The 17787-nt window shown below is 72.6% G+C and carries 17 protein-coding genes; 6 read left to right on the top strand and 11 right to left on the bottom strand.

All coding sequences use genetic code 11. The features are described from left to right. Positions 1–9: 9 nt before the first annotated feature. Complete coding sequence (locus tag BU204_RS08445) at positions 10–912, bottom strand: pseudouridine synthase (RefSeq protein ID WP_075125003.1); 903 nt, start codon at positions 910–912, stop codon at positions 10–12. Positions 913–1034: 122 nt separating this feature from the next. Here BU204_RS08445 and BU204_RS38130 point away from each other — a divergent pair, with 122 nt between their 5' ends. Next, complete coding sequence (locus tag BU204_RS38130) at positions 1035–2495, top strand: collagen-binding domain-containing protein (protein WP_083661117.1); 1461 nt, start codon at positions 1035–1037, stop codon at positions 2493–2495. Here the strand turns inward: BU204_RS38130 and BU204_RS08430 are convergent. Beyond that, the gene (locus BU204_RS08430) at positions 2476–2658 is read right to left on the bottom strand and encodes a hypothetical protein (RefSeq protein WP_075125002.1); all 183 of its coding nucleotides are present in this window, start codon (positions 2656–2658) and stop codon (positions 2476–2478) included. The two genes, BU204_RS38130 and BU204_RS08430, sit on opposite strands and share 20 nt — an antisense overlap. Before the next feature lie 189 nt (positions 2659–2847). Between BU204_RS08430 and BU204_RS39940 the strand changes: the two genes are divergently transcribed. Further along, positions 2848–3012, top strand: a complete 165-nt coding sequence (locus BU204_RS39940; protein ID WP_158073417.1) for a hypothetical protein — start codon at positions 2848–2850, stop codon at positions 3010–3012. 50 nt (positions 3013–3062) lie between these two features. Continuing rightward, on the top strand, positions 3063–3230 hold the full coding sequence (locus BU204_RS39935; RefSeq protein ID WP_158073416.1) for a hypothetical protein: 168 nt from the start codon (positions 3063–3065) through the stop codon (positions 3228–3230). A gap of 21 nt (positions 3231–3251) precedes the next feature. Here the strand turns inward: BU204_RS39935 and BU204_RS08425 are convergent, their stop codons facing one another. The 5 genes from BU204_RS08425 to BU204_RS08405 form a co-directional block, all read right to left on the bottom strand. Continuing rightward, a complete protein-coding gene (locus tag BU204_RS08425) occupies positions 3252–4517 on the bottom strand; it encodes an NAD(P)/FAD-dependent oxidoreductase (protein ID WP_075125001.1) in 1266 nt (421 codons plus the stop codon). A 54-nt stretch (positions 4518–4571) separates the two neighbouring features. After that, positions 4572–5498 carry a carbohydrate ABC transporter permease gene (locus BU204_RS08420; protein WP_198942806.1) on the bottom strand — a complete coding sequence of 309 codons (927 nt, stop codon included), beginning with the start codon at positions 5496–5498 and terminating at the stop codon, positions 4572–4574. Between the two features lie 82 nt (positions 5499–5580). Then, a complete protein-coding gene (locus BU204_RS08415) occupies positions 5581–6576 on the bottom strand; it encodes a carbohydrate ABC transporter permease (RefSeq protein WP_083661116.1) in 996 nt (331 codons plus the stop codon). 30 nt (positions 6577–6606) lie between these two features. Further along, positions 6607–7995 (bottom strand): ABC transporter substrate-binding protein, encoded by a 1389-nt coding sequence (locus BU204_RS08410; RefSeq protein WP_075124998.1) that lies wholly within the window; start codon positions 7993–7995, stop codon positions 6607–6609. A gap of 382 nt (positions 7996–8377) precedes the next feature. Continuing rightward, entirely contained in the window at positions 8378–8797 is a 420-nt protein-coding gene (locus BU204_RS08405; RefSeq protein ID WP_075124997.1) for a CBS domain-containing protein, read from the bottom strand. Positions 8798–8988: 191 nt separating this feature from the next. Here BU204_RS08405 and BU204_RS08400 point away from each other — a divergent pair, with 191 nt between their 5' ends. Continuing rightward, positions 8989–9477 carry an ATP-binding protein gene (locus tag BU204_RS08400; RefSeq protein WP_083661115.1) on the top strand — a complete coding sequence of 163 codons (489 nt, stop codon included), beginning with the start codon at positions 8989–8991 and terminating at the stop codon, positions 9475–9477. Positions 9478–9491: 14 nt separating this feature from the next. Here BU204_RS08400 and BU204_RS08395 read toward each other — a convergent pair whose 3' ends face one another. From BU204_RS08395 to BU204_RS08385, 3 genes are read right to left on the bottom strand one after another with little or no spacing between them, the layout of a single operon-like run. Then, a complete protein-coding gene (locus tag BU204_RS08395) occupies positions 9492–10520 on the bottom strand; it encodes an SPFH domain-containing protein (protein WP_075124995.1) in 1029 nt (342 codons plus the stop codon). 2 nt (positions 10521–10522) lie between these two features. Continuing rightward, positions 10523–11074: an NfeD family protein gene (locus BU204_RS08390; protein WP_233159776.1), complete on the bottom strand. Its 552-nt coding sequence runs from the start codon at positions 11072–11074 to the stop codon at positions 10523–10525. A 33-nt stretch (positions 11075–11107) separates the two neighbouring features. Further along, the gene (locus tag BU204_RS08385; RefSeq protein WP_075124993.1) at positions 11108–12568 is read right to left on the bottom strand and encodes a peptide MFS transporter; all 1461 of its coding nucleotides are present in this window, start codon (positions 12566–12568) and stop codon (positions 11108–11110) included. Between the two features lie 356 nt (positions 12569–12924). On the opposite strand from BU204_RS08385, the gene BU204_RS08380 reads away from it, so the two are divergent. Both BU204_RS08380 and BU204_RS08375 read left to right on the top strand, forming a co-directional pair. After that, on the top strand, positions 12925–14877 hold the full coding sequence (locus tag BU204_RS08380; RefSeq protein WP_075124992.1) for a tachylectin-related carbohydrate-binding protein: 1953 nt from the start codon (positions 12925–12927) through the stop codon (positions 14875–14877). Positions 14878–15013: 136 nt separating this feature from the next. Continuing rightward, the gene (locus tag BU204_RS08375; RefSeq protein ID WP_075125035.1) at positions 15014–16174 is read left to right on the top strand and encodes a lycopene cyclase family protein; all 1161 of its coding nucleotides are present in this window, start codon (positions 15014–15016) and stop codon (positions 16172–16174) included. A 9-nt stretch (positions 16175–16183) separates the two neighbouring features. Here the strand turns inward: BU204_RS08375 and BU204_RS08370 are convergent, their stop codons facing one another. Next, on the bottom strand, positions 16184–17758 hold the full coding sequence (locus tag BU204_RS08370; protein ID WP_075124991.1) for a hydroxysqualene dehydroxylase: 1575 nt from the start codon (positions 17756–17758) through the stop codon (positions 16184–16186). Between the last annotated feature and the right edge of the window lie 29 nt (positions 17759–17787).

Genomic DNA, 17787 nt, shown 5'->3' with positions numbered 1-17787 from the left:
TCTCCTCACTCAGAGGTCCAGCCGCAGGCGGCTGGTGAAGCGGCGGTGCTCCCCGGTCACCGGGTCGGTGAACTCGAGCACCCTGGCCAGCAGCTGGAGCGGGTCGGTGAAGTCGTCGAGGGGCTTCTCGGTGGCCACGGGGTAGAAGTCGTCGTTGCGGATGGGGATGCCCAGCGAGGCCAGGTGGAGGCGGAGTTGGTGGGTGCGGCCGGTCGCGGGGTGCAGGCGGTAGCGGGCCCAGCCGCCGCGGTGCTCGACCAGCTCGACCCGGGTCTCGGCGTTCACCGGGCCGGGGACCTCCTGCGCGGTCACCACGCCCTTGATCTTGACGATCCGGCTGCGCACCACCGTCGGCAGGTCGAGCGCCGGGGCGTGCCGGGCTATCGCCTCGTACTCCTTGCGCACCAGGCGGTCCCGGAACAGGGTCTGGTACCTCCCGCGCAGAGCGGGGTCGACGACGAACATCACCAGCCCGGCGGTGACCCGGTCCAGGCGGTGTGCGGGGCTCAGCGCGGGCAGGTCGAGGTCCCGGCGCAGGCGCACCAGCGCCGTCTCCAGGACGTGCCGGCCGCGGGGGATCGTGGCCAGGAAGTGCGGCTTGTCGACGACGAGGATCGCCTCGTCCCGGTGCACGACGCCGATCTCGAACGGCACCGGCACCTCGTCCGGCAGGTCTCGGTGGAACCAGACGAACCCGCCGGACACCGACAGCGCGTCCGGCGCCACCCGTCCGTCGAGGTCGTGGATCAGCCCCTCGGCGAGCATCGCGTCGATCCGCTCGGGCGGCACCCGGGGCAGGCGCTCGACGAGGTGGTCGCGCACGGACGCCGGGCGCCCCTCGGCGGGAACCCGCAGCCGGGCGGGGTCGAGGCCGTGGCGCTGGGGCAGCGGCGGCCGGAGCTTGCGCCTCATCGCCGCGGATCCTACGCGCCGCGCTCACCCGTGTAGGCGAACTTCCTCCCGTCGCCGGGCCCCACCGGCGCAATCACGCCAATAATCCGCTGAACCGGTTGGCCGACCACCACGGAACAGCGATGCGACCCACGTCCGCCCACCGCGGCGCGACGGCCTTGCTGGCCGCGGCCGCGCTGGTCGCCGTCTCCGCCGAGCCGCTGCCAGCCACCGGCCAGCCGACCGTGGTCAACCCCGTCCGCCCGGTCGCCCCGGACGACGTCATGGCCGACCCCAGCCACGGCTTCATCGTCCTGGTCGAACGGGGCGCCGGGCTTTTCGGCAACGAGACCGAGGGGCCGGTCGCGGTCGGCGGCGACCTCGCCTTCGGGGCCTACCAGGTCGGCTCGAACAACCCAGGTTCCTACGTGCTGCCCGGCGACACCCGGCCGACCGTGCTGGTGGTCGGCGGAGCGGTCGACTTCGTCGCGAGCCACGCCGGGGCCGAGCTCGCGGTGCTCGGGCCCGGCTACGCCAAGATCGGCGACCTGAGCGGGGCGAGCGTGCTGGCCGAGCCCGGCACGACCAGGATCATTCCGCTCGGCGGCGACCCCACCGCCCGCCCGGCGGTGTCCATCCAGAGCCCGCAGCCCGCCGCGTCGGTCGCGGGACCGAGCGGGTTCGACCTCGCCGCGCTGTTCACGACCTATCGCGCGCTGTCGACCGGGATCGCCGCCTGCGCCTCGACGGTGGGCCTGCGCAGTGCCAACGGGGACGCCCCGTGGAACGGCACCGACCCGGTCGCCACCCTCGGCCTCGAGCCCGGGCAGAACGTGCTGACGCTCAGCGCCGCCCAGCTGGACACCCTGGACGTGATCAACCCGCTCGCCGGCGGGCTACAGCCCGGCGCCGACGCCTGGTTGCTGGTGAACGTGGTCGCCGCGGGAGACCTCGTCTGGTCGCCGCCCCAGGTCAGCTGGCAGGGCAACGAGCCGTCCCGCCACGTCCTGTGGAACCTCACCACCGACGGAACGGTCACCCTGCCCCCCGCGGCGCCCACGGTCTGGGGCACGGTCTACGCCCCGCGCGCCCGGCTGGTCGACGTGAGCTCCGGCAACGTCGAGGGAGACCTCGTGGTGGCCGAACTGGACCACGGCGGACCAACCGGCAACGGCGGCGAGAACCACTACGCGCCGTTCGCCGACGAGGTCAGCACCTGCTCCTCCGAGCAACCGACGACCACGACCACGACCACAACGACGACCACCACAACGACCACCACCACCGGCGTCGAGACGACGACGACCACCACCTCGACCGGCGTCGAGACAACGACCACCACGACGACCGCCACCACGACGACCGCCACCACGACGACCGCCACCACGACGACCGCCACCACGACTACCGCAGCGGTCACGACGGGGACCACCCCGCCGACAACGCCGGGGGGCGGTGCCGGGGCACCCGGCAGCCCGCGGCAGCTCGCCACGACCAACGGCGTCCACCCCGGTCCCGCGGGTGCGGCCGTGCTCCTCCTCGTCGGGGGCGCGCTGCTGCTCGCCGCCGCGCACCGGCGCCGCGCTAGGCGAACACCTCGGTAAGGCCGCTGAAAACCTCGCGCAGGAAGGTGAGGATCGCCTCCAGGCCGTCGAGGATCCAGCCGAACAGGGCCTGCACCCCATCGGCGAGGGCACTGGGATGGACGAGCAGCGTATAGACCAGTACGGCTACGCCGACCAGCAGAAGGACCTTCTTGACGTCCATGTTCCCGTTCCGTCGGCGACTGGGTGACTGACCGCCATCGTCCCAGGGCCCGGGAGATGTCGACAAGCTCCCGGCACGAAGGCGAACCGACTGGCGCAACCGCGTCGCCCGGTCGGGGTTTGTCGGTCGCGCCCCGTGGTAGCCCGGCGAGAAGCGGAAGGCGTTGATCTTCGTAGCGAGGAGGGCCCCATGTCGCGGGACCGCGAGCTGGACGAGGTGGACCGGAAGATCGAGGAGGCCAAGGCGGCGGCGAGGGACGAGGAGCAGTCGGCGCCCGTCCCCGAGGAGGGCGACGAGCCGTTGCCGTCGGACCCGGTCTACCGCCACACCGACGAGGGCTTCTCCCCGACCTGAGCCTGGGTGAGGCCGGGGTTGGCGCCCGGATGCCCGGGTAGTACCCGGACATGGACATCGACGAGCGCAGCGGTTCCGACCGAGACGACCGAGACGACCGCGACCTGAGCACCGAGGACGCCGGCGGCGAGGCGAAGCCGGCCACCGAGCAGGAGGAGGGCCTCGGCCAGGAGGGCACCGACACCGACCAGGACTACGCCGGGGGCACGCCCCGCTGACGGCGGCGGACCAGCCCCGGCTCAGCGCGGGGGAGTGTCGCGGACGCCGAGGTCGCGCAGGACGGCGGTCGCGGCCCGGCGCCCGGAGACCAGCGCGCCCTGCGTCGAGCACGTGTCGCGGTGGTCGCCGCAGACGTAGCGGCCAGGCCCCACGCGTACGGGCAGGCGCAGGGGCCGTCCGGGGGAGATGACCGGGAGGGCGCGCGGGATCGCGTACCGTGCGAGCGTCGTCCAGTCGCTTGTCGAGCGGTCGTAGAGCTCCGCCAGTCGCACTCGCAGCCGTTGCTCGACGTCGCTGTCGGCCAGCCGGTCCGGCACCGAGGCGGCGACCAGCGCCGTGCCGGCCGGGGCGTACCCCGAGGCGACCTCGCTGAGCACGGCCGTGTTGGTGAGCAGCTCGTCGGCCCCGTCGAGCAGCAGGATGGGTTGGCTGACCGGCGCGGCCGGCGCGGCGAAGTACCAGGTCGTGACGCTGTGCCAGCCTGGCCCGGCGACCTCCGGCAGCAGTCGGGACGCGACCTCGCCGTCGGTGGCCACCACGACCGCCCTCGCCCGCAGGCTCTCGCCGCCGGCCAGGCGCACCCCGCTCGCGGTGACCTCGACGACCTCGGTGCCGGTGCGCACCGTCCCGGCCGGCAGAGCCGCGGCCAGCTGTTCGGGCAGGGCGCGCATCCCCGCGTCCGGCAGGGCCCCGCCGCCACGCAGGAAGCTCCGCCAGATCAGGTGGAACAGCGGGGCCGCGGTGGCCAGCCGCCGGTCGAGGAACACCCCCGCGAGGAACGGCCGCAGCACGGTGTCGACAGTGCGGGCGGACACCCCCCACCGGGCGAGATCGTCCTCGATCGAGGTGTCGGTCAGCCGTCGGTGCAGGAGCCCGTCGGGCAGTCCCACGTCCCGGGCCGACATGGCGGCCAGTACGGCGGTGTCCCTGGGCCGGCCGCCGGCGAACCGCGCCGCGCCGAGCACCGCCGAGAGACCGCGCCACGGGGGCGCCAGGTCGTAGCGGCCGTCCGGGGTGACCGCGACCGCGCCGCGGACGAACCGGCCCAGCCGCAGCGCGTCGAGGTCCACCACCCGCCGCAGCTCCGGGTAGGCCGGCAGCAGGACCTGGAAGCCCCGGTCGAGCTGGAACCCGTCGACGTCGTCGGTGCGTACCCGCCCGCCGACCGCGTCGCCGGCCTCGCACACCCGCACGCCCACGCCCGCCCGGTGCAGCCGCCCGGCCGCCGCGAGCCCGGCCAGACCGGCCCCGACAACGACCACGTCCACGTCAGCAGCCACGTTCATGCGCCCGGTTACCCCGTCCGGCGCCGATCATCCGCGGTAATGGCGCCGGACGGCTCAGCCCTTGTCGGCGCCGCTGGTGAGGCCCTCGGACAGCAGGCGTTCGGTGAAGAAGAAGAGCAGCACGATCGGCACGGTGATGACCACCGAGCCGGCCATCAGCACGGTCGTCGGCACCTCGATGCTGCCCGACAGCTGGGCCAGGCCGAGCGAGACCGTCCACCGGTCGCGCCGCTCGACCAGGAAGAGCAGGGCGAACAGAAACTCGTTCCAGGCCACCATGAACACGAACACCGCGGTCGCCATGATCGAGGGGACCGCGAGCGGGAGGCTGATCCGGCGGATCACCCCGAGCCGGTTCAGGCCGTCGACCAGGGCGGCCTCCTCGACGGCGACCGGGATGGTCTCGAAGTAGTTCCTGAGCATGTAGACGGCGACCGGCACGGTCTGGGCGATGTAGACCAGGACCAGGCCGATCAGCGAGCCGCGCAGCTGCATCTGGGTCAGCAGGACGAACAGCGGGATCGCGAGGACGATGCTCGGGAACAGGTAGACGAGCAGGAACAGCACGCTGACCTGACGCCGGCCGAAGAAGGACAGCCGGCTCACCGCGTACGCGCCGGGAATCGCGACCGCGAGGGCGATCACCACCGACAGCGACGCGACGACGGCGCTGTTGCCCAGGAACGTGAGGAACCCCTGGCCGGCGTCGGTCACCGGGCGCAGCGCCTCGGCGTAGGTGGAGAACGTCAGCTCGCTGAAGTCGACCAGCAGCGAGTCCGGCCGCAGCAGCAGGTCCTCGATCGGCCGGACCGAGAGCAACACCATGTAGTAGAACGGCAGCAGCGTCGCGAGCAGGAAGAACGCGATCGCCACCCAGCGCAGAACGCCGAAGATCAGCCGCTCCACCCGGTCCCTGGACCAGGGCCGCCTGGCGACAGCCGCGGGCGGCCGCCCGGCCGCCGGGGAGTCCACAGTGCTCACAGCTCCGCCTCCCCGGAATTTCTGCCGTCGGTCGCCTTGGGCAGCGGTCGTTCGGTCTGAGCGGGTGCGTGCGGAAGGCGTCTCACTGCGTTTCCTCCCCGCGGCGGCGCAGGAGCCACAGGTAGGCGCCGAGCAGGATGATCAGCACGGCTGCCATCAGCACCGACTGGGCGGCCGCCGCACCGACGTTGCGCTGCACCTGCAGCAGCTCGTACACCCGGATGCTCACCACCTCGGTGCCGGCGACCCCGCCGGTGAGCAGGAAGATGTCGTCGAACTCGTTGAACGTCCAGATCGTCCGCAGCACGACGAGCACCGCGATGATCGGCATCAGCTGCGGCAGCAGGATGTGCCGGAAGCGTTGCGAGGGCGTCGCGCCGTCGATGACGGCCGCCTCCTCCAGGGTGGCGGGCACCGCCTGCAGCCGGGCGAGGATGAACAGGAAGGCAAACGGGAAGTACCGCCAACCCTCGAAGGCGATCACGGTCAGCAGCGCCGTGGGGACCGGGATGTCCAGCCCGAACAGGGAGATCTCACCGCTCGCCTGGGTGAGGAAGGCCACCGGGTCGTCCCAGCCGAACAGTTGCCTGCCCCAGCTGTTGACGATGCCGAACTCGGGGTTCAGCAGGATCTTCCAGACGAACGTCACGGCGACGACCGGCGCGACGTAGGGGATGAGCATGGCCGCCCGGACGAAGGACCGGCCGAAGAAGGGCCGGCGCAGCGCGAGCGCGGCGACCAGTCCGAGGAAGATCGCCAGGAGCGTCGAGCCGGCCGTGTAGACCAGGGTCGTCAGCAGGCTGTCCCACAACGCGTCCGAGCCGAGCACGGTGGCGAAGTTCGCCAGCGTGAGGTTCTCGAACAGGCCCGTGCGGGCGACGTTGATCAGCCGGATCCGCTGGAAGGCGATCAGCACCGACCAGGCGAGCGGCACCAGCACGATCGCCAGGATGATGACGACGGTGGGGCTGATGAGCATCAGCCCGGTGCGGGCTTCCCGCTGCGCCATCGTGGGCTGGCGCCGGCCGGACGTCGTCGCGCCGGAGCGTCGCGTCGTCCCGGTGTCCGAGGTAGGCATGGTGTCTGTGATCCGTGGGGGTGCCGGCCGTCAGGAACCGAGCTCCTCGGCGATCGTGACGGCTTCCTCGTTGGCCGAGCTCGCCGCGTCCTCGGCGCTACCCGAGCCGTTCACCAGGTCGGCCAACGCCTTGGGGACGACGAGCTGACCGGTCACGGCGCCGGCGAGCTCGCCCTTGCCCTCGGCGAAGCCCCAGCGGTGGAAGGTCTGCGGGCTCTCCTCGACCACCTTCAGCGTCTCCGTGTCGTAGAACTGGGACAGCGGCGCCTTGGTGTCCACACCCGCCTCGAGCTCACGCCAGGCCGTGGCGAACTGCTCGGGGTCCTGCTCGGTGCCCGAGCGGACCGGGACCTTGCCCTCGGGGGCGAGCGCCAACCAGTCGGTGTAGCCGTCACCCATCAGCCATTCGACGAGCTGCTTGGCCTGGTCGGTGTCGGCCTCGTTCAGGATCGCGAACGACACGACCTCGCCGAACGACGTGGGCTCCGAACCGTCCGGCCCGGTGAGCCCGGCCACGACGCCGGTGTTCTTCGCGAGGAAGGCGGGGTCGGCCTTGCACTGCTGGCACGTCGGCAGGGCGTCGTTGCGCAGCCCGGCGAGCTCGTCGAGGAGGAACGAGGACCAGATCAGCATCGCGGACTTGCCGGAGAAGTACGTCGCCCGGGTCGTGTCGACGTCCTGGATGCCGGCGACCGAGTGGTCGCGGATCAGGTCGCCGTAGAACTTGAACGTCTCCACGCACTGCGGGCTGTCCAGCGCCGGCGCGTCGTCCTCGATCAGCTGGCAGCCGTTGGCCAGGGCGAGGTGTTCGAAGGTCTGGTGGGTGAACGGGTCGGCGGGCGTCGTGCTCGCGGCGATGCCGGTCACGTCACCCTGGTCCAGCTTGGTCGCCGCCGCCTGGATCGCGTCGAAGGTGGTCGGCGGTTCCAGCCCGGCCTTCTGGAACAGGTCCTTGCGGTAGAAGAGCAGCTGCGCCCACCCGTCGCTGGGCACGGTCAGCTGGGTGTCGCCGTCGCTGGTGAGCGTGAGCGCCTGCTCGGTGAAGGTGTCGGCGCCCAGCGCCTCGACGACCTGCGCGGCGGCCTCGGTGTCGAGGAGCTCGTCGGTGCGAAGCTGGTTCACGATCGGCAGCGGCAGCGCGCCGATGACGTCGGGGAGCTCCCCGGAGGACGAGGCCGAGGTGAGGACCGTGGTCACCTGGCTCTCCGCCACGGCGACCAGCTCGGTCTTGATCCCGGTCTCCTCGGTGAACCTGGCCAGGAGGTCCCGCTGTGCCTGCACCCGGTCCTCGACGTCCTCGATGGTCCAGAAGAGCAGGGTGCCGTCGCCGCCGCCGGAGCCGCCGTCGTCCCCACAGGCCGACAACGCCAACGCGGCCGACGCCACGACGGCGAGTACTCGAACGCCCCGACGGACCATCGGCGATTCTCCCTTGAACAACCACGTACCCGGTGGTCCATGGTGCTGATTCCCGGCGGACACTGAAACATCTCCGGGACCCGGTGGCAAGTCCCGATCACCGCCGTTCGACGGGGTCACGAGCGACGGTCACCGACAGCGGTCACAAGATCACTCGGCGAGGTGGGCGCCCGCCCTTCACCCCTCGCGGGAACCGCGACGCGCGGTGCTCCGACGGTTCATCACCGACGACGAAGACCCAGCCGTACCGATGCGCCGATACTTGCTCCGCGACTCCCAGCCCGGCGGCCGGCGCTGCCCGGTCTGACCGGGGTCGGCCGGGACGCACATCCTGGGTGCGTCCCGGCCGAGGGGTCGTCGCCGACGGTGGGCGTGCCAGCGGTCAGGTGTTCGCCCGGGCCGCGCTGACGTCCGCCAGCGCGGAGGTCGAGTCCATCTCGATCGCGGCGTTGCCGAGGGAGAACACGCCCACGGGGCGCCCGTTCTCCACGACGGGGATCCGGCGGACGGCCTTCTCCCGCATCCGGCTGATCGCGGCGTCGGCGTCCTCGTCCGGGCTCGCCGTCACCAGCTGGTCGCTGCACACGTCACGCAGGTAGCAGGCGGACAGGTCGTCCCGGTCGGCGAGACCCCGCACGACGATGTCGCGGTCGGTGACGATGCCGCGTACCTGGTCTCCCTCGACGACCAGCACGTCGCCGACGTCCTTCTCCCGCATCGCCCGTGCCGCCTCGCGGACGGGGGTGTCCGGTGCCAGGGCCACGGGGTTGGTCGTCATGAGATCGCGCACCTGCTGGGGCATGGGGTCTTCTCCCTCTCACTCGTGAGCTCCTGTCGTCCTTCGCGACGGGGTTACCCAGGCGTAGGCGGGACATTCCGGCTCGAGTCGCGCTGGAAACCACGTGTTCGCGGGGTGTGGGCGGTCCCTAGACTGGGTAGCCGCGTGCACCATCGGCTTCAGCAGCGAGGCCGGGAGATCGCGGGGGATGCGGTATGGGTGAAGATGCCGCCGGGAGCAAACCGGCAGCGATGTGGGAACTGGACCTGGTGAACAGCTCGCCGGGAGCGCTGGTCGAGGTCCGGCGCTGGGCGGCGGCCGAGCTGGCCGACCTCGGTGACGCGCACCTCAACGACGTCATGATGGTGGCGGTGGAACTGGTCACCAACGCCTACGACCACGGCGACGGCCCCCGGGTGATCCGCATGGTCCACCACCGCACACCGTGTTGGATCGAGATCGAGGTGGACGACTTCAACGTCCAGGCGCCGGCACTGGGCCGGTCCCGGTTCGGGCCGGAGGCCCACCGGGGCCGCGGCCTGGTCCTGGTCGACCGCCTCTCGTCGGCCTGGGGAACACGCGAGCACGGCGACGGCAACGGCAAGACGGTCTGGGCCCGCATCTCCTGTCAGGAGAGCCCGTGCGACTGCGACCCGGACGGGTCCGCGCGGACGCGGGACGCGGCCCTCGATCCGGTGGGCTGAGCGCGCCCGGCGCCTCACCCGCCTCGGCGCCTGGAGCCCGGTACGGGCGCGTCCGCGGCCTCGGCGACGGCCTCCGCCGCCGCCTCGGCGGCCTGCGCCGCGTCGTCCACGGCCGGCGTGCTCAGCTCGTCGGCCGGCGGCCGCTCACGCGTGGCCGGCGACTTGGGCAGGTGGTCGGTGAAGGCCCGGGAGACGCTGCCCAGCGCGGCGGTCAGCTCGCTGGGCACGACGAAGAACGTGTTGTTCGGGCCCTGGGCCAGCTGCGGAAGGGTCTGCAGGTACTGGTAGGCGAGCAGCTTCGGGTCCGGGTCGTTGCGGTGCACGGCCTGGAACACCTGGTCGATGGCCTTTGCCTCACCCTCGGCACGCAGCATCTGCGCGCTCCGGTCACCCTCCGCGCGGAGCACCGCCGCCTGCTTGTCGCCCTCGGCGGTGAGGATCTGGGACTGGCGCTGTCCTTCGGCGGCGAGGATCGCCGCGCGCTTGTCCCGCTCGGCGCGCATCTGCTTCTCCATCGCGTCCTTGATGGTCTTCGGCGGGTCGATCGCCTTGATCTCGACGCGGTTGACCCGGATGCCCCACTTGCCGGTCGCCTCGTCCAGCACGCCCCGCAGCTGGCTGTTGATCGTGTCCCGCGAGGTGAGCGTGCGCTCGAGGTCCATCGAACCCACGACGTTGCGCAACGTCGTCACGGTGAGCTGCTCCACCGCCTGGAGGTAGCTGGCGATCTCGTAGGCGGCCGCCCGCGGGTCGGTGACCTGGAAGTACAGCACCGTGTCGATCTCCACGACCAGGTTGTCCTCGGTGATGACCGGCTGGGGCCGGAACGACACCACCTGCTCGCGCAGGTCGAGCGCCGGGTACACCCGGTCGATGAACGGGATCACGAAGTTGAGGCCGGGCGTCAGTGTCCGGCTGTAGCGCCCGAGCCGCTCCACGTTGCGGGCACGTGCCTGCGGCACGATCCGGACCGTGCGCACGACCGTGAGGACGACGAGCAGCACCACCAGGATGCTCACGACGAGCAGTGGCGAGATCTCCATTTTCACTCCCGGGGGTAGACGAAGGCGGTGGTGCCGCTGATGCGCATGACGTCGACCGTCGAGCCGACCGGGATGACCGCCGACTCGTCGTAGGAGCGGGCCGTCCAGTCCTCGCCGTCGATGCGCACCAGGCCGTCCCGGTCGCTCACCTCACGCAGGACGTAGGCCCGCTTGCCGACCAGCGCGTCGACCCCGAACCGCTCGAGCTGGGGGCGGTTCATGTGGCGCAGGGCCACCGGTCGCACCAGGACCACCCCGGCGGTGGCCGCGGCGGCGAACACCACGAGCTGGGCCGGCAGCGGCGCACCGAGGGCGGCGAGCAGTGCTGGTGCCAGGGCGGAGAGACCGAGCACGCCGAGGGCCGCGGTGAGGGTGACGGTCTCCACGACACCGCACACCACCGCGATCACCAGCCACACCAGCCACATCTCCATGGTCAGGCCGACCGCGGGGTGGGCGAGGGGTGGTGGCTGCGGCGTAGCTGGCGCACGGTCGTCTCCCTCGGCAGGCTGAACTCTGTTGCCGACCAGGCTTCCCGGCGCACCGATCTCCACGGTAGCACCGCGTTCCGCCGCCGTCCGGCCTTTTCACGCAACCCCGCTCATCAACCTCCGGATGGCGGGTCCGGCGGCGAGCAGCGCCAGCCCGAGGACCACGGCCGCGCCGCCGACCAGGGCGAAGTACGGCGCCTCACGGTCGACGTCGTAGTACTTCGCGAGTGAGCCCGCGGTGGCGGTGCCCAGTGCCACCGAGAGGAAGTTGAGCGCGACCATCTGCGTTCGGAACGCCTCCGGCGCGAGCTTGGTGGACAGCGAGAGGCCGACCGGGGAGAGCATCAGCTCGGCGATCGTGAACAACAGCAGGATCCCGGCGAGCGCGAGCAGCGGGGTGGTGTTGCCCGCGCCGCCGGCCCAGGGCAGGAACGCCAGGAAGGCGAGGCCCATGACCACCGTGCCCAGGCCGAACTTGGTCGGGCTGCCCGGCTGCCGCCGCCCCAGCGAGGTCCACATGGCGGCGAACGCGCCGGCCAGCAGGATGATGAAGACCGGGTTGATCGAGTTGACCCACGACACCGGCATCTCCCAGCCGCCGAGGGTGCGGTCCAGCCGCTGGTCGGAGTAGATCGTCACCACCGTGAACTGCTGTTGGAACAACGCGAAGAACACGAAACTGGCGAGGAACATGGGGATGAAGCCGAGCACCCTCCTGCGTTCCACGGCCGAGATCCGACGGCTGGACAGGATCACCGCGAAGTAGCCGGCGGACGCGGCGACGATGACCGCGACCGTGACTGTCGCGAGGTTCGCCGCGTCGACGAGCCCGGTGAGCACCACGACGAGGACGACGGCGACCGCGCCGAGTGCCGCGAGGGCGGCGAACTTCCGCCCGCGGGCGGGCAGCGGGTTGGGCACCTCGTTGGCGTCGGGGCTGAGGTTGCGGCGGCCCAGGGCGTACTGGACCAGTCCCGCGGCCATCCCGACCGCGGCGAGGCCGAAGCCGTAGTGGAAGCCCAGCCGCTGCTGGGCGAGACCGGTGAGCAGCGGGCCCACGAAGGCCCCGAGGTTGATGCCCAGGTAGAAGATAGAGAAACCGGCGTCCCGGCGCTCGTCGCCTTCGGCGTAGAGCCGGCCGACCAGCGAGGTGGCGTTGGCCTTGAGCCCGCCGCTGCCGAGTGCGACCAGGCCGAGGCCCACCCCGACGCCGAGGAACCCGGGTAACACGGCGAGCGACACGTGCCCGGCCATGATCATGACGGCACTGCCGAACAGGACCCGTTCGGACCCCACCACCCGGTCGGCCAACCAGGCTCCGAGGACCGTCGACAGGTAGACCAGGCCGCCGTAGGCGCCGACGATGCTGGTCGCCGTCGCCTCCGAAAGGCCGAGGCCACCGCTCGCCGCGGAGTAGTACAGGTAGATCGTGAGAATGCCCTGCATCCCGTAGAAGGAAAACCGCTCCCACATCTCGAGGCCGAACAGGTTGCCCAGGGCGCGGGGGTGGCCGAAGAACCCTTTGCGTTCCACCGTGGGCGCGGCAGCGTCAGTCACGTTGACCCTCCTTGGTCCGTGGTCCGTCGCGGGGGCCCGCACCCGTCCGGGTTCCCGTTCTCACCGGCCTCGCAACATGGTGCGGCGTGGCGGGTTCCGCGGCCCGTCCTCGCCGAAATGGGGGTCACGCGGTGGGATGAGCGCTTCGGATCGGTGGAAATATGCACGACTGGGGGGCGAGTGCATGCTTGACACGCAACGAACGCGCAGGTGGAACCGCAAATGCAATTTATGTCGGTCACTCGGTTGTGTAATCTCGGCGTTCCCAAATTGACGCCCCAGAACCGTCAAACAAGACTGGCCCGCGGTGAACTGGCGAGTTTGCCCCTCACCCACACATTGGAGGAATTTCGGGAATGATGCCGAACAACCGCGGCTGGGGCCGCCGCTGGATCGCGGCCGCCTGCTGCACGGTGCTGTGGTCTTCCCTGGTAGCGACGACAACCGCCACCGCCGTCGCCCAGGCGCCACCGGAACTGGACTGCGAGGAGAGCGCGGCAGTCCTCCGGGTGCCCACGAACGGCGACATGCTGCTCTACCAACACCTCGAACCGGAGACCGGAGCGGCCGTCTGGCAGCCGAGACCCCCGGTCATCGGCCGCGGCTGGCAGAACAGCCGCCCGGTCGCGGCACCCGGTGGGGTGGTCTACGCCGCCCAGCAGAACGGGGCGCTGCGCCGGTACCGCTGGACCGGCTCCGCCTGGCAGACCTTCGCCGGCGGCGCCCAGCACGAGGTGATCTCCGGCGCCGGCTGGGAGCGGTACGTCACCGCCGCGTACCGCAACCGGCTGACCGTCGACTCCGAGGGCCACATCTACACGGTGGAGCCGGACGGCTGGCTCCACTGGCGGGCCTACGACACGAGGACGAGGACCTGGACCCACCGCCAGATCACCCCGGGCTGGGAAGGGTTCACGATGATCGTCGCCGCCGGGCCGGGTGTGATCTACGCCCGCAGGGGGGACGGCGCGCTGTTCCGCGTCCAGTACCACGCCGAGTCGCAGCGCTGGCTCGGCCCGGGCGAGCAGGTCGACGACGGCTGGCAGAACTACGACCGGGTGATCTCCCCGGGCGCCGACATCCTCTACGGCATCCGGCCCAACGGCGAGATGTACTGGCACCGGTTCGACCCGATGGAGGGCGAGTGGACCGCGGAGGCCGGCAGGCTGATCGGCCGGGCCTGGATCGACCACGCCACCACGGCAGCGCCGAGCTCCTGCACGCTGGACGGCGGGTACCCGATCCCGACGCGTCCGGTCGTCCCGGCCCAGCCCATGGCGCCCGCCGCCCTGCTCTACACCGAGGCCGGGCAGGTCGTCTACAGCTACGTCGACCGTGAGGGGCGGGCCGTGCAGGCCTCGCTGCCCGAGGTGAGCGGCGCGGCGCGGCTGGCGTTCTCCGCGGTTCCGCGGTTCTCCCCGGTGACCGGGACACCCAGCCTGGTCGAGCAGGACAACGGAACCGTGCACCTGGTGGCGCTCGGGACCGACGCCGACGTCCGGGGCAGCGCCCAGGCCACGCCGAACGGCGCCTGGAGCACGGCCGCGCGGCTCGGCGGTTTCCTGCCGCACTCGCCGGTGACCGCGCGCCTGGCCGGCGGTCGGGTGTTCATCGCCGGGCTCGACGAGAGCAACCGGCTCTGGGTCCGTACCCAGGCCGGGCCGCTCCAGCCGTTCGTCCCCTGGACCGAGGTCGACCACACGCCGCTCGCCGGCGGGCGGCTCACGGTCGTCCCGACCGAGGCCGGTGGCGCACGCCTGCTCGGCATGGGTCCCGGCGGCACGTTCCACGTCGCGACCTTCGAGGACGACGAGCTGGGCCCGTGGACCAGCCTCGGCGGCACCGGGTTCGCCGGCCGGGTCTCCGCTGTCGCGATGCCGGACGGCACGCTGCAGGTGTTCGCCAACCTCAACGGCGTGGTGCACACCCAGCGCGAGACGGCCAACGGCTTCACCGGTACGTGGACGCCGATGGACATGGACACGGCCGACCCGGACGTGTCGGTCGCGGTGGCCGGCACGCCCTCGGCGGTCGAGGCGCCCAGCGGCGCCATCATGGTCGTCGTCCGCGGCGCCGACGGGTTCCTCTACTACTCGGGCCAGGTGACCCCGGGAGCCGAGGAGTTCACGCCGTGGCGTGACCTGACCGCGGGCGAGGAGCGGACGGGCACCGACCCGACGGCGCTGGCCGTGCCGGACGAGAACACCTGGGTCGTCGCGTACCGCACCGAGCGTGACCTGCCGAGGCTGCGCCGGCACGCCCCGGTCGGCGCGTTCCCCTCGATCCCGCTCGCGCTGCCGCGCCGGTAGGGACGACCGCTCCGGACCTGACGGACGCGGAGCGGAGGTGAGCAACACCCATCGCGGAGAGGCCGAACGGCCTCTCCGCGATGGCGTGTCCGGACCCGTCGGGCCTCGTGGCGCCGCGGTGCACCAGACTCGGGTGGTGCCCGCGACGCTCTCGGCCGAGGTGGTCGTCCTCGGCGCCGGACCGGCCGGCTGGGCGGCCGCCGCCGCGTGTGCCGAGCGCGGGCTCGACACGCTGCTGGTCGCGCCGCGGCCGGACGCGGTCTGGCGCTCGACCTACGGACTGTGGACCGACCAGCGCGAGGCGTTGCCGCCCGGGACCGACGCCGTGACCGCGACCGGCGTCTGGGCGGGCGAGCGGCGACTCGCCCGGGGGTACGCCGTGCTGGACAACGCCTCGGTCCTCGGCGCGTACCGGTCCACCGAGGTCCGCGCGCTGCCGGGAACCGCCGTCGCGGCGGATCGGGACGCGCGGGGCATGGTCGTCGCGCTGCGCTCCGGGCAGCGGGTGGACGGCCGGGTGGTGGTGGACGCGACGGGGCAGCGGCGGGTGCTCTCCGGCGGCCCGCCGGTGGGGGAGCGCGCCGAGCAGACCGCCTACGGCGTGGTCGTGCCGGCGGCGGTCGCCGAGCCGCTGGTCCCGGCGGGCGACGCCGTGTTCATGCGGTGGGCCCCGAGCACCGGTGGCTGGCCGACGTTCCTGTACGCGGTGCCACTGCCGGGCGGGCGCACCCTGCTCGAGGAGACCTCGCTGGCCCGGCGGCCGGGACTGCCGATTCCCGAGCTGGCCGACCGGCTCGCCCGCCGGCTCGCCGCGGCCGGGGTGTCCCCCGGCGGTGCGGCGCAGACCGAGCGGGTGCGCTTCGCCGTCGACCTGCCGGTGCCGAGGCGTCGACCGGGCGTGGTGGCCTTCGGCGTCGCCGGGGGCATGATGCACCCGGCCACCGGCTACAGCGTCGGCGACGCGGTGACGACCGCCGCGGCCGTCGCGGAGGCCATCGCCGCGGAGCTGCCGGCCGGTGGGGTCGCCGCCGCCCGGGCAGCCCACGCGGTGCTGTGGCCGCCGGCCGCGCGCGGCGTGCGCGGGCTGCGGGACTGGGGGCTACGCACGCTGCTCGCCCTCCCGCCGCGGTACGTGCCCCAGTTCTTCGACGTGTTCTTCACGCTGCCACCCGAGCTACAGCGCGCCTACCTGAGCGGCCGGGCCGACCTGACCGGCACCGCCGCCGCCATGACCGGCGTGTTCCGCGGCGCGCCCTGGCGGTTGCGCGGGGTGCTCGCCACGGGCTGGGCCCGCTGAGCCAGCGGGTCAGGAAGCGGTCCGGCCGCGCCGGGCGGCCAGGCGCAGCACCGCCGAGCGGCCCTGGTTGCTCACCGACCACACGTCGTGCCCCCGCACGCCCCAGTGGGCGAGCAGGGCGTTCGCCGCGCAGAAGCCGGTCGTGGCCGCCCGTTCCATCAGCGCGACCGGCAGGTCGACCCGCACCACGTCGCCCGCCAGGACCAGGGTGGGGTCGGCGGTGCCCACCGACGGGCGGGAGGCGAAGCCGCCCGGCGCGAACAGCGGGCAGTCCGCCGCCAGGACGTGCTCCTCGTGCCGCACCCGCGCCGCCGCCAGCTCCGGGTACACCTGCCGCAGCTCGTCGACGAGCTCGGCCACGACGCGGTCCTGGTCGACGTCCTCGGGCAGGGCATAGGCATGCAGCTCGACGACCGATCCGCCGGTCCGGGAGCGCCACCGCGCCGCCTCGTCCTCGAACAGGTCGAGCACGCTCACGTTGTCGAGCAGGGGGAACCCGCTCGTGCCGAGGAACGGCGCGCGGTCCGGGGCGGCCGGTCGGTCCAGCCACAGCCGGCTGACCAGGAACGGCGGGGCGGTCCGCAGCGCCGCCACGCGCGCCCGCCACTCGGGCGTGCCCAGCTCCGGCGACGCCGCGACCAGGCCGCGCAGTCCCGGCACATCCAGCGCGAGCACCACGGCGTCGGACTCGACGACCCGGCCCCCGGCGGCGTGGACGCGGTAGATCCCGTCGACCCGCTCGACGCGGGCCGCCGCGGTGCCGGTCCGGACCTCGGCGCCCAACCCCGCCAGGTAGCGGCGCAGCGGCCGCCACAGGGTCTTCGGGAACGAGTCGCGCGGGACGTCGAACAGCAGGCCCTCGCTCGAGCCGAGGAAGTAGATGTGGAACATCGTCACCAGCTCCGCCGCCGACAGGCTGCGCGGGTCGGCGAAGAAGCTGCGTGAGAACACCTCGAAGGCGAGGTGCCGCGCCGCCGCGGGGAAGCCGATGTCGGTCAGGAAGCTCGCCGCGTCGACCGAGTCCAGGTCGGCGTAGGTGCGGGGGACCGAGACGTCGAACAGCGGCGTGGCCGCCGCCGTGTTCATCCGGCGCAGGTCGCGCAGCGTGAAGCTCTTGCTGCGCAGGACGAAGCCGGCCACGTTCCACGGCGGGGTGCGGGGGATGCCGGCGAAGCTCTCGGTCGTGCCGCGCCGGTGCAGCAGCGGGTAGTCGGCCACCGGGCGGAGCAGGCGCAGGTCGGGATCGACCCGGCGCAGCAGGGCCCGCAGGTTGTAGTACTGACGGAAGAACGCGTGGAAGCCCCGGGTCATCGTGCCGGCCGTGTCGCCGGCGCCGGTCGGCCAGCCGCGCAACCGGCCACCCAGGTCGTCCTCCCGCTCGAGCAGCGTCACGGTCGCGCCGCGCTCGGCGAGGCCGACCGAGGCCGCCACGCCGGCGATTCCACCGCCGAGGACGGCCACCCGGGGACGTCGCTCGAGGTCGTCGACGGAGGGGTGGCCGGGAGGAGCGGGGTGGACCACGGCGTTGCGGTCCCGTCCGGGTCGGGTCGGACGGGCGGGAGCCGCCTGGCGGATCGGGAACATGGCACTGATGCTCGCAGGCGTGCGGCGGC

This window comes from Actinophytocola xanthii (assembly GCF_001921205.1).
In the GTDB taxonomy this organism is placed as follows: domain Bacteria; phylum Actinomycetota; class Actinomycetes; order Mycobacteriales; family Pseudonocardiaceae; genus Actinophytocola; species Actinophytocola xanthii.
Note: the sequence above shows the minus strand (reverse complement) of the source record. Positions and strands in the feature narration are given on the sequence as shown.

Bases quoted from the DNA above. Each gene is read 5' to 3' on its own strand.
- BU204_RS08445 (WP_075125003.1), bottom strand. From the start codon at position 912: ATGAGGCGCAAGCTCCGGCCGCCGCTGCCCCAGCGCCACGGCCTCGAC.
- BU204_RS38130 (WP_083661117.1), top strand. From the start codon at position 1,035: ATGCGACCCACGTCCGCCCACCGCGGCGCGACGGCCTTGCTGGCCGCG.
- BU204_RS08430 (WP_075125002.1), bottom strand. From the start codon at position 2,658: ATGGACGTCAAGAAGGTCCTTCTGCTGGTCGGCGTAGCCGTACTGGTC.
- BU204_RS39940 (WP_158073417.1), top strand. From the start codon at position 2,848: ATGTCGCGGGACCGCGAGCTGGACGAGGTGGACCGGAAGATCGAGGAG.
- BU204_RS39935 (WP_158073416.1), top strand. From the start codon at position 3,063: ATGGACATCGACGAGCGCAGCGGTTCCGACCGAGACGACCGAGACGAC.
- BU204_RS08425 (WP_075125001.1), bottom strand. From the start codon at position 4,517: ATGAACGTGGCTGCTGACGTGGACGTGGTCGTTGTCGGGGCCGGTCTG.
- BU204_RS08415 (WP_083661116.1), bottom strand. From the start codon at position 6,576: ATGCCTACCTCGGACACCGGGACGACGCGACGCTCCGGCGCGACGACG.
- BU204_RS08410 (WP_075124998.1), bottom strand. From the start codon at position 7,995: ATGGTCCGTCGGGGCGTTCGAGTACTCGCCGTCGTGGCGTCGGCCGCG.
- BU204_RS08405 (WP_075124997.1), bottom strand. From the start codon at position 8,797: ATGCCCCAGCAGGTGCGCGATCTCATGACGACCAACCCCGTGGCCCTG.
- BU204_RS08400 (WP_083661115.1), top strand. From the start codon at position 8,989: ATGGGTGAAGATGCCGCCGGGAGCAAACCGGCAGCGATGTGGGAACTG.
- BU204_RS08395 (WP_075124995.1), bottom strand. From the start codon at position 10,520: ATGGAGATCTCGCCACTGCTCGTCGTGAGCATCCTGGTGGTGCTGCTC.
- BU204_RS08380 (WP_075124992.1), top strand. From the start codon at position 12,925: ATGATGCCGAACAACCGCGGCTGGGGCCGCCGCTGGATCGCGGCCGCC.
- BU204_RS08370 (WP_075124991.1), bottom strand. From the start codon at position 17,758: ATGTTCCCGATCCGCCAGGCGGCTCCCGCCCGTCCGACCCGACCCGGA.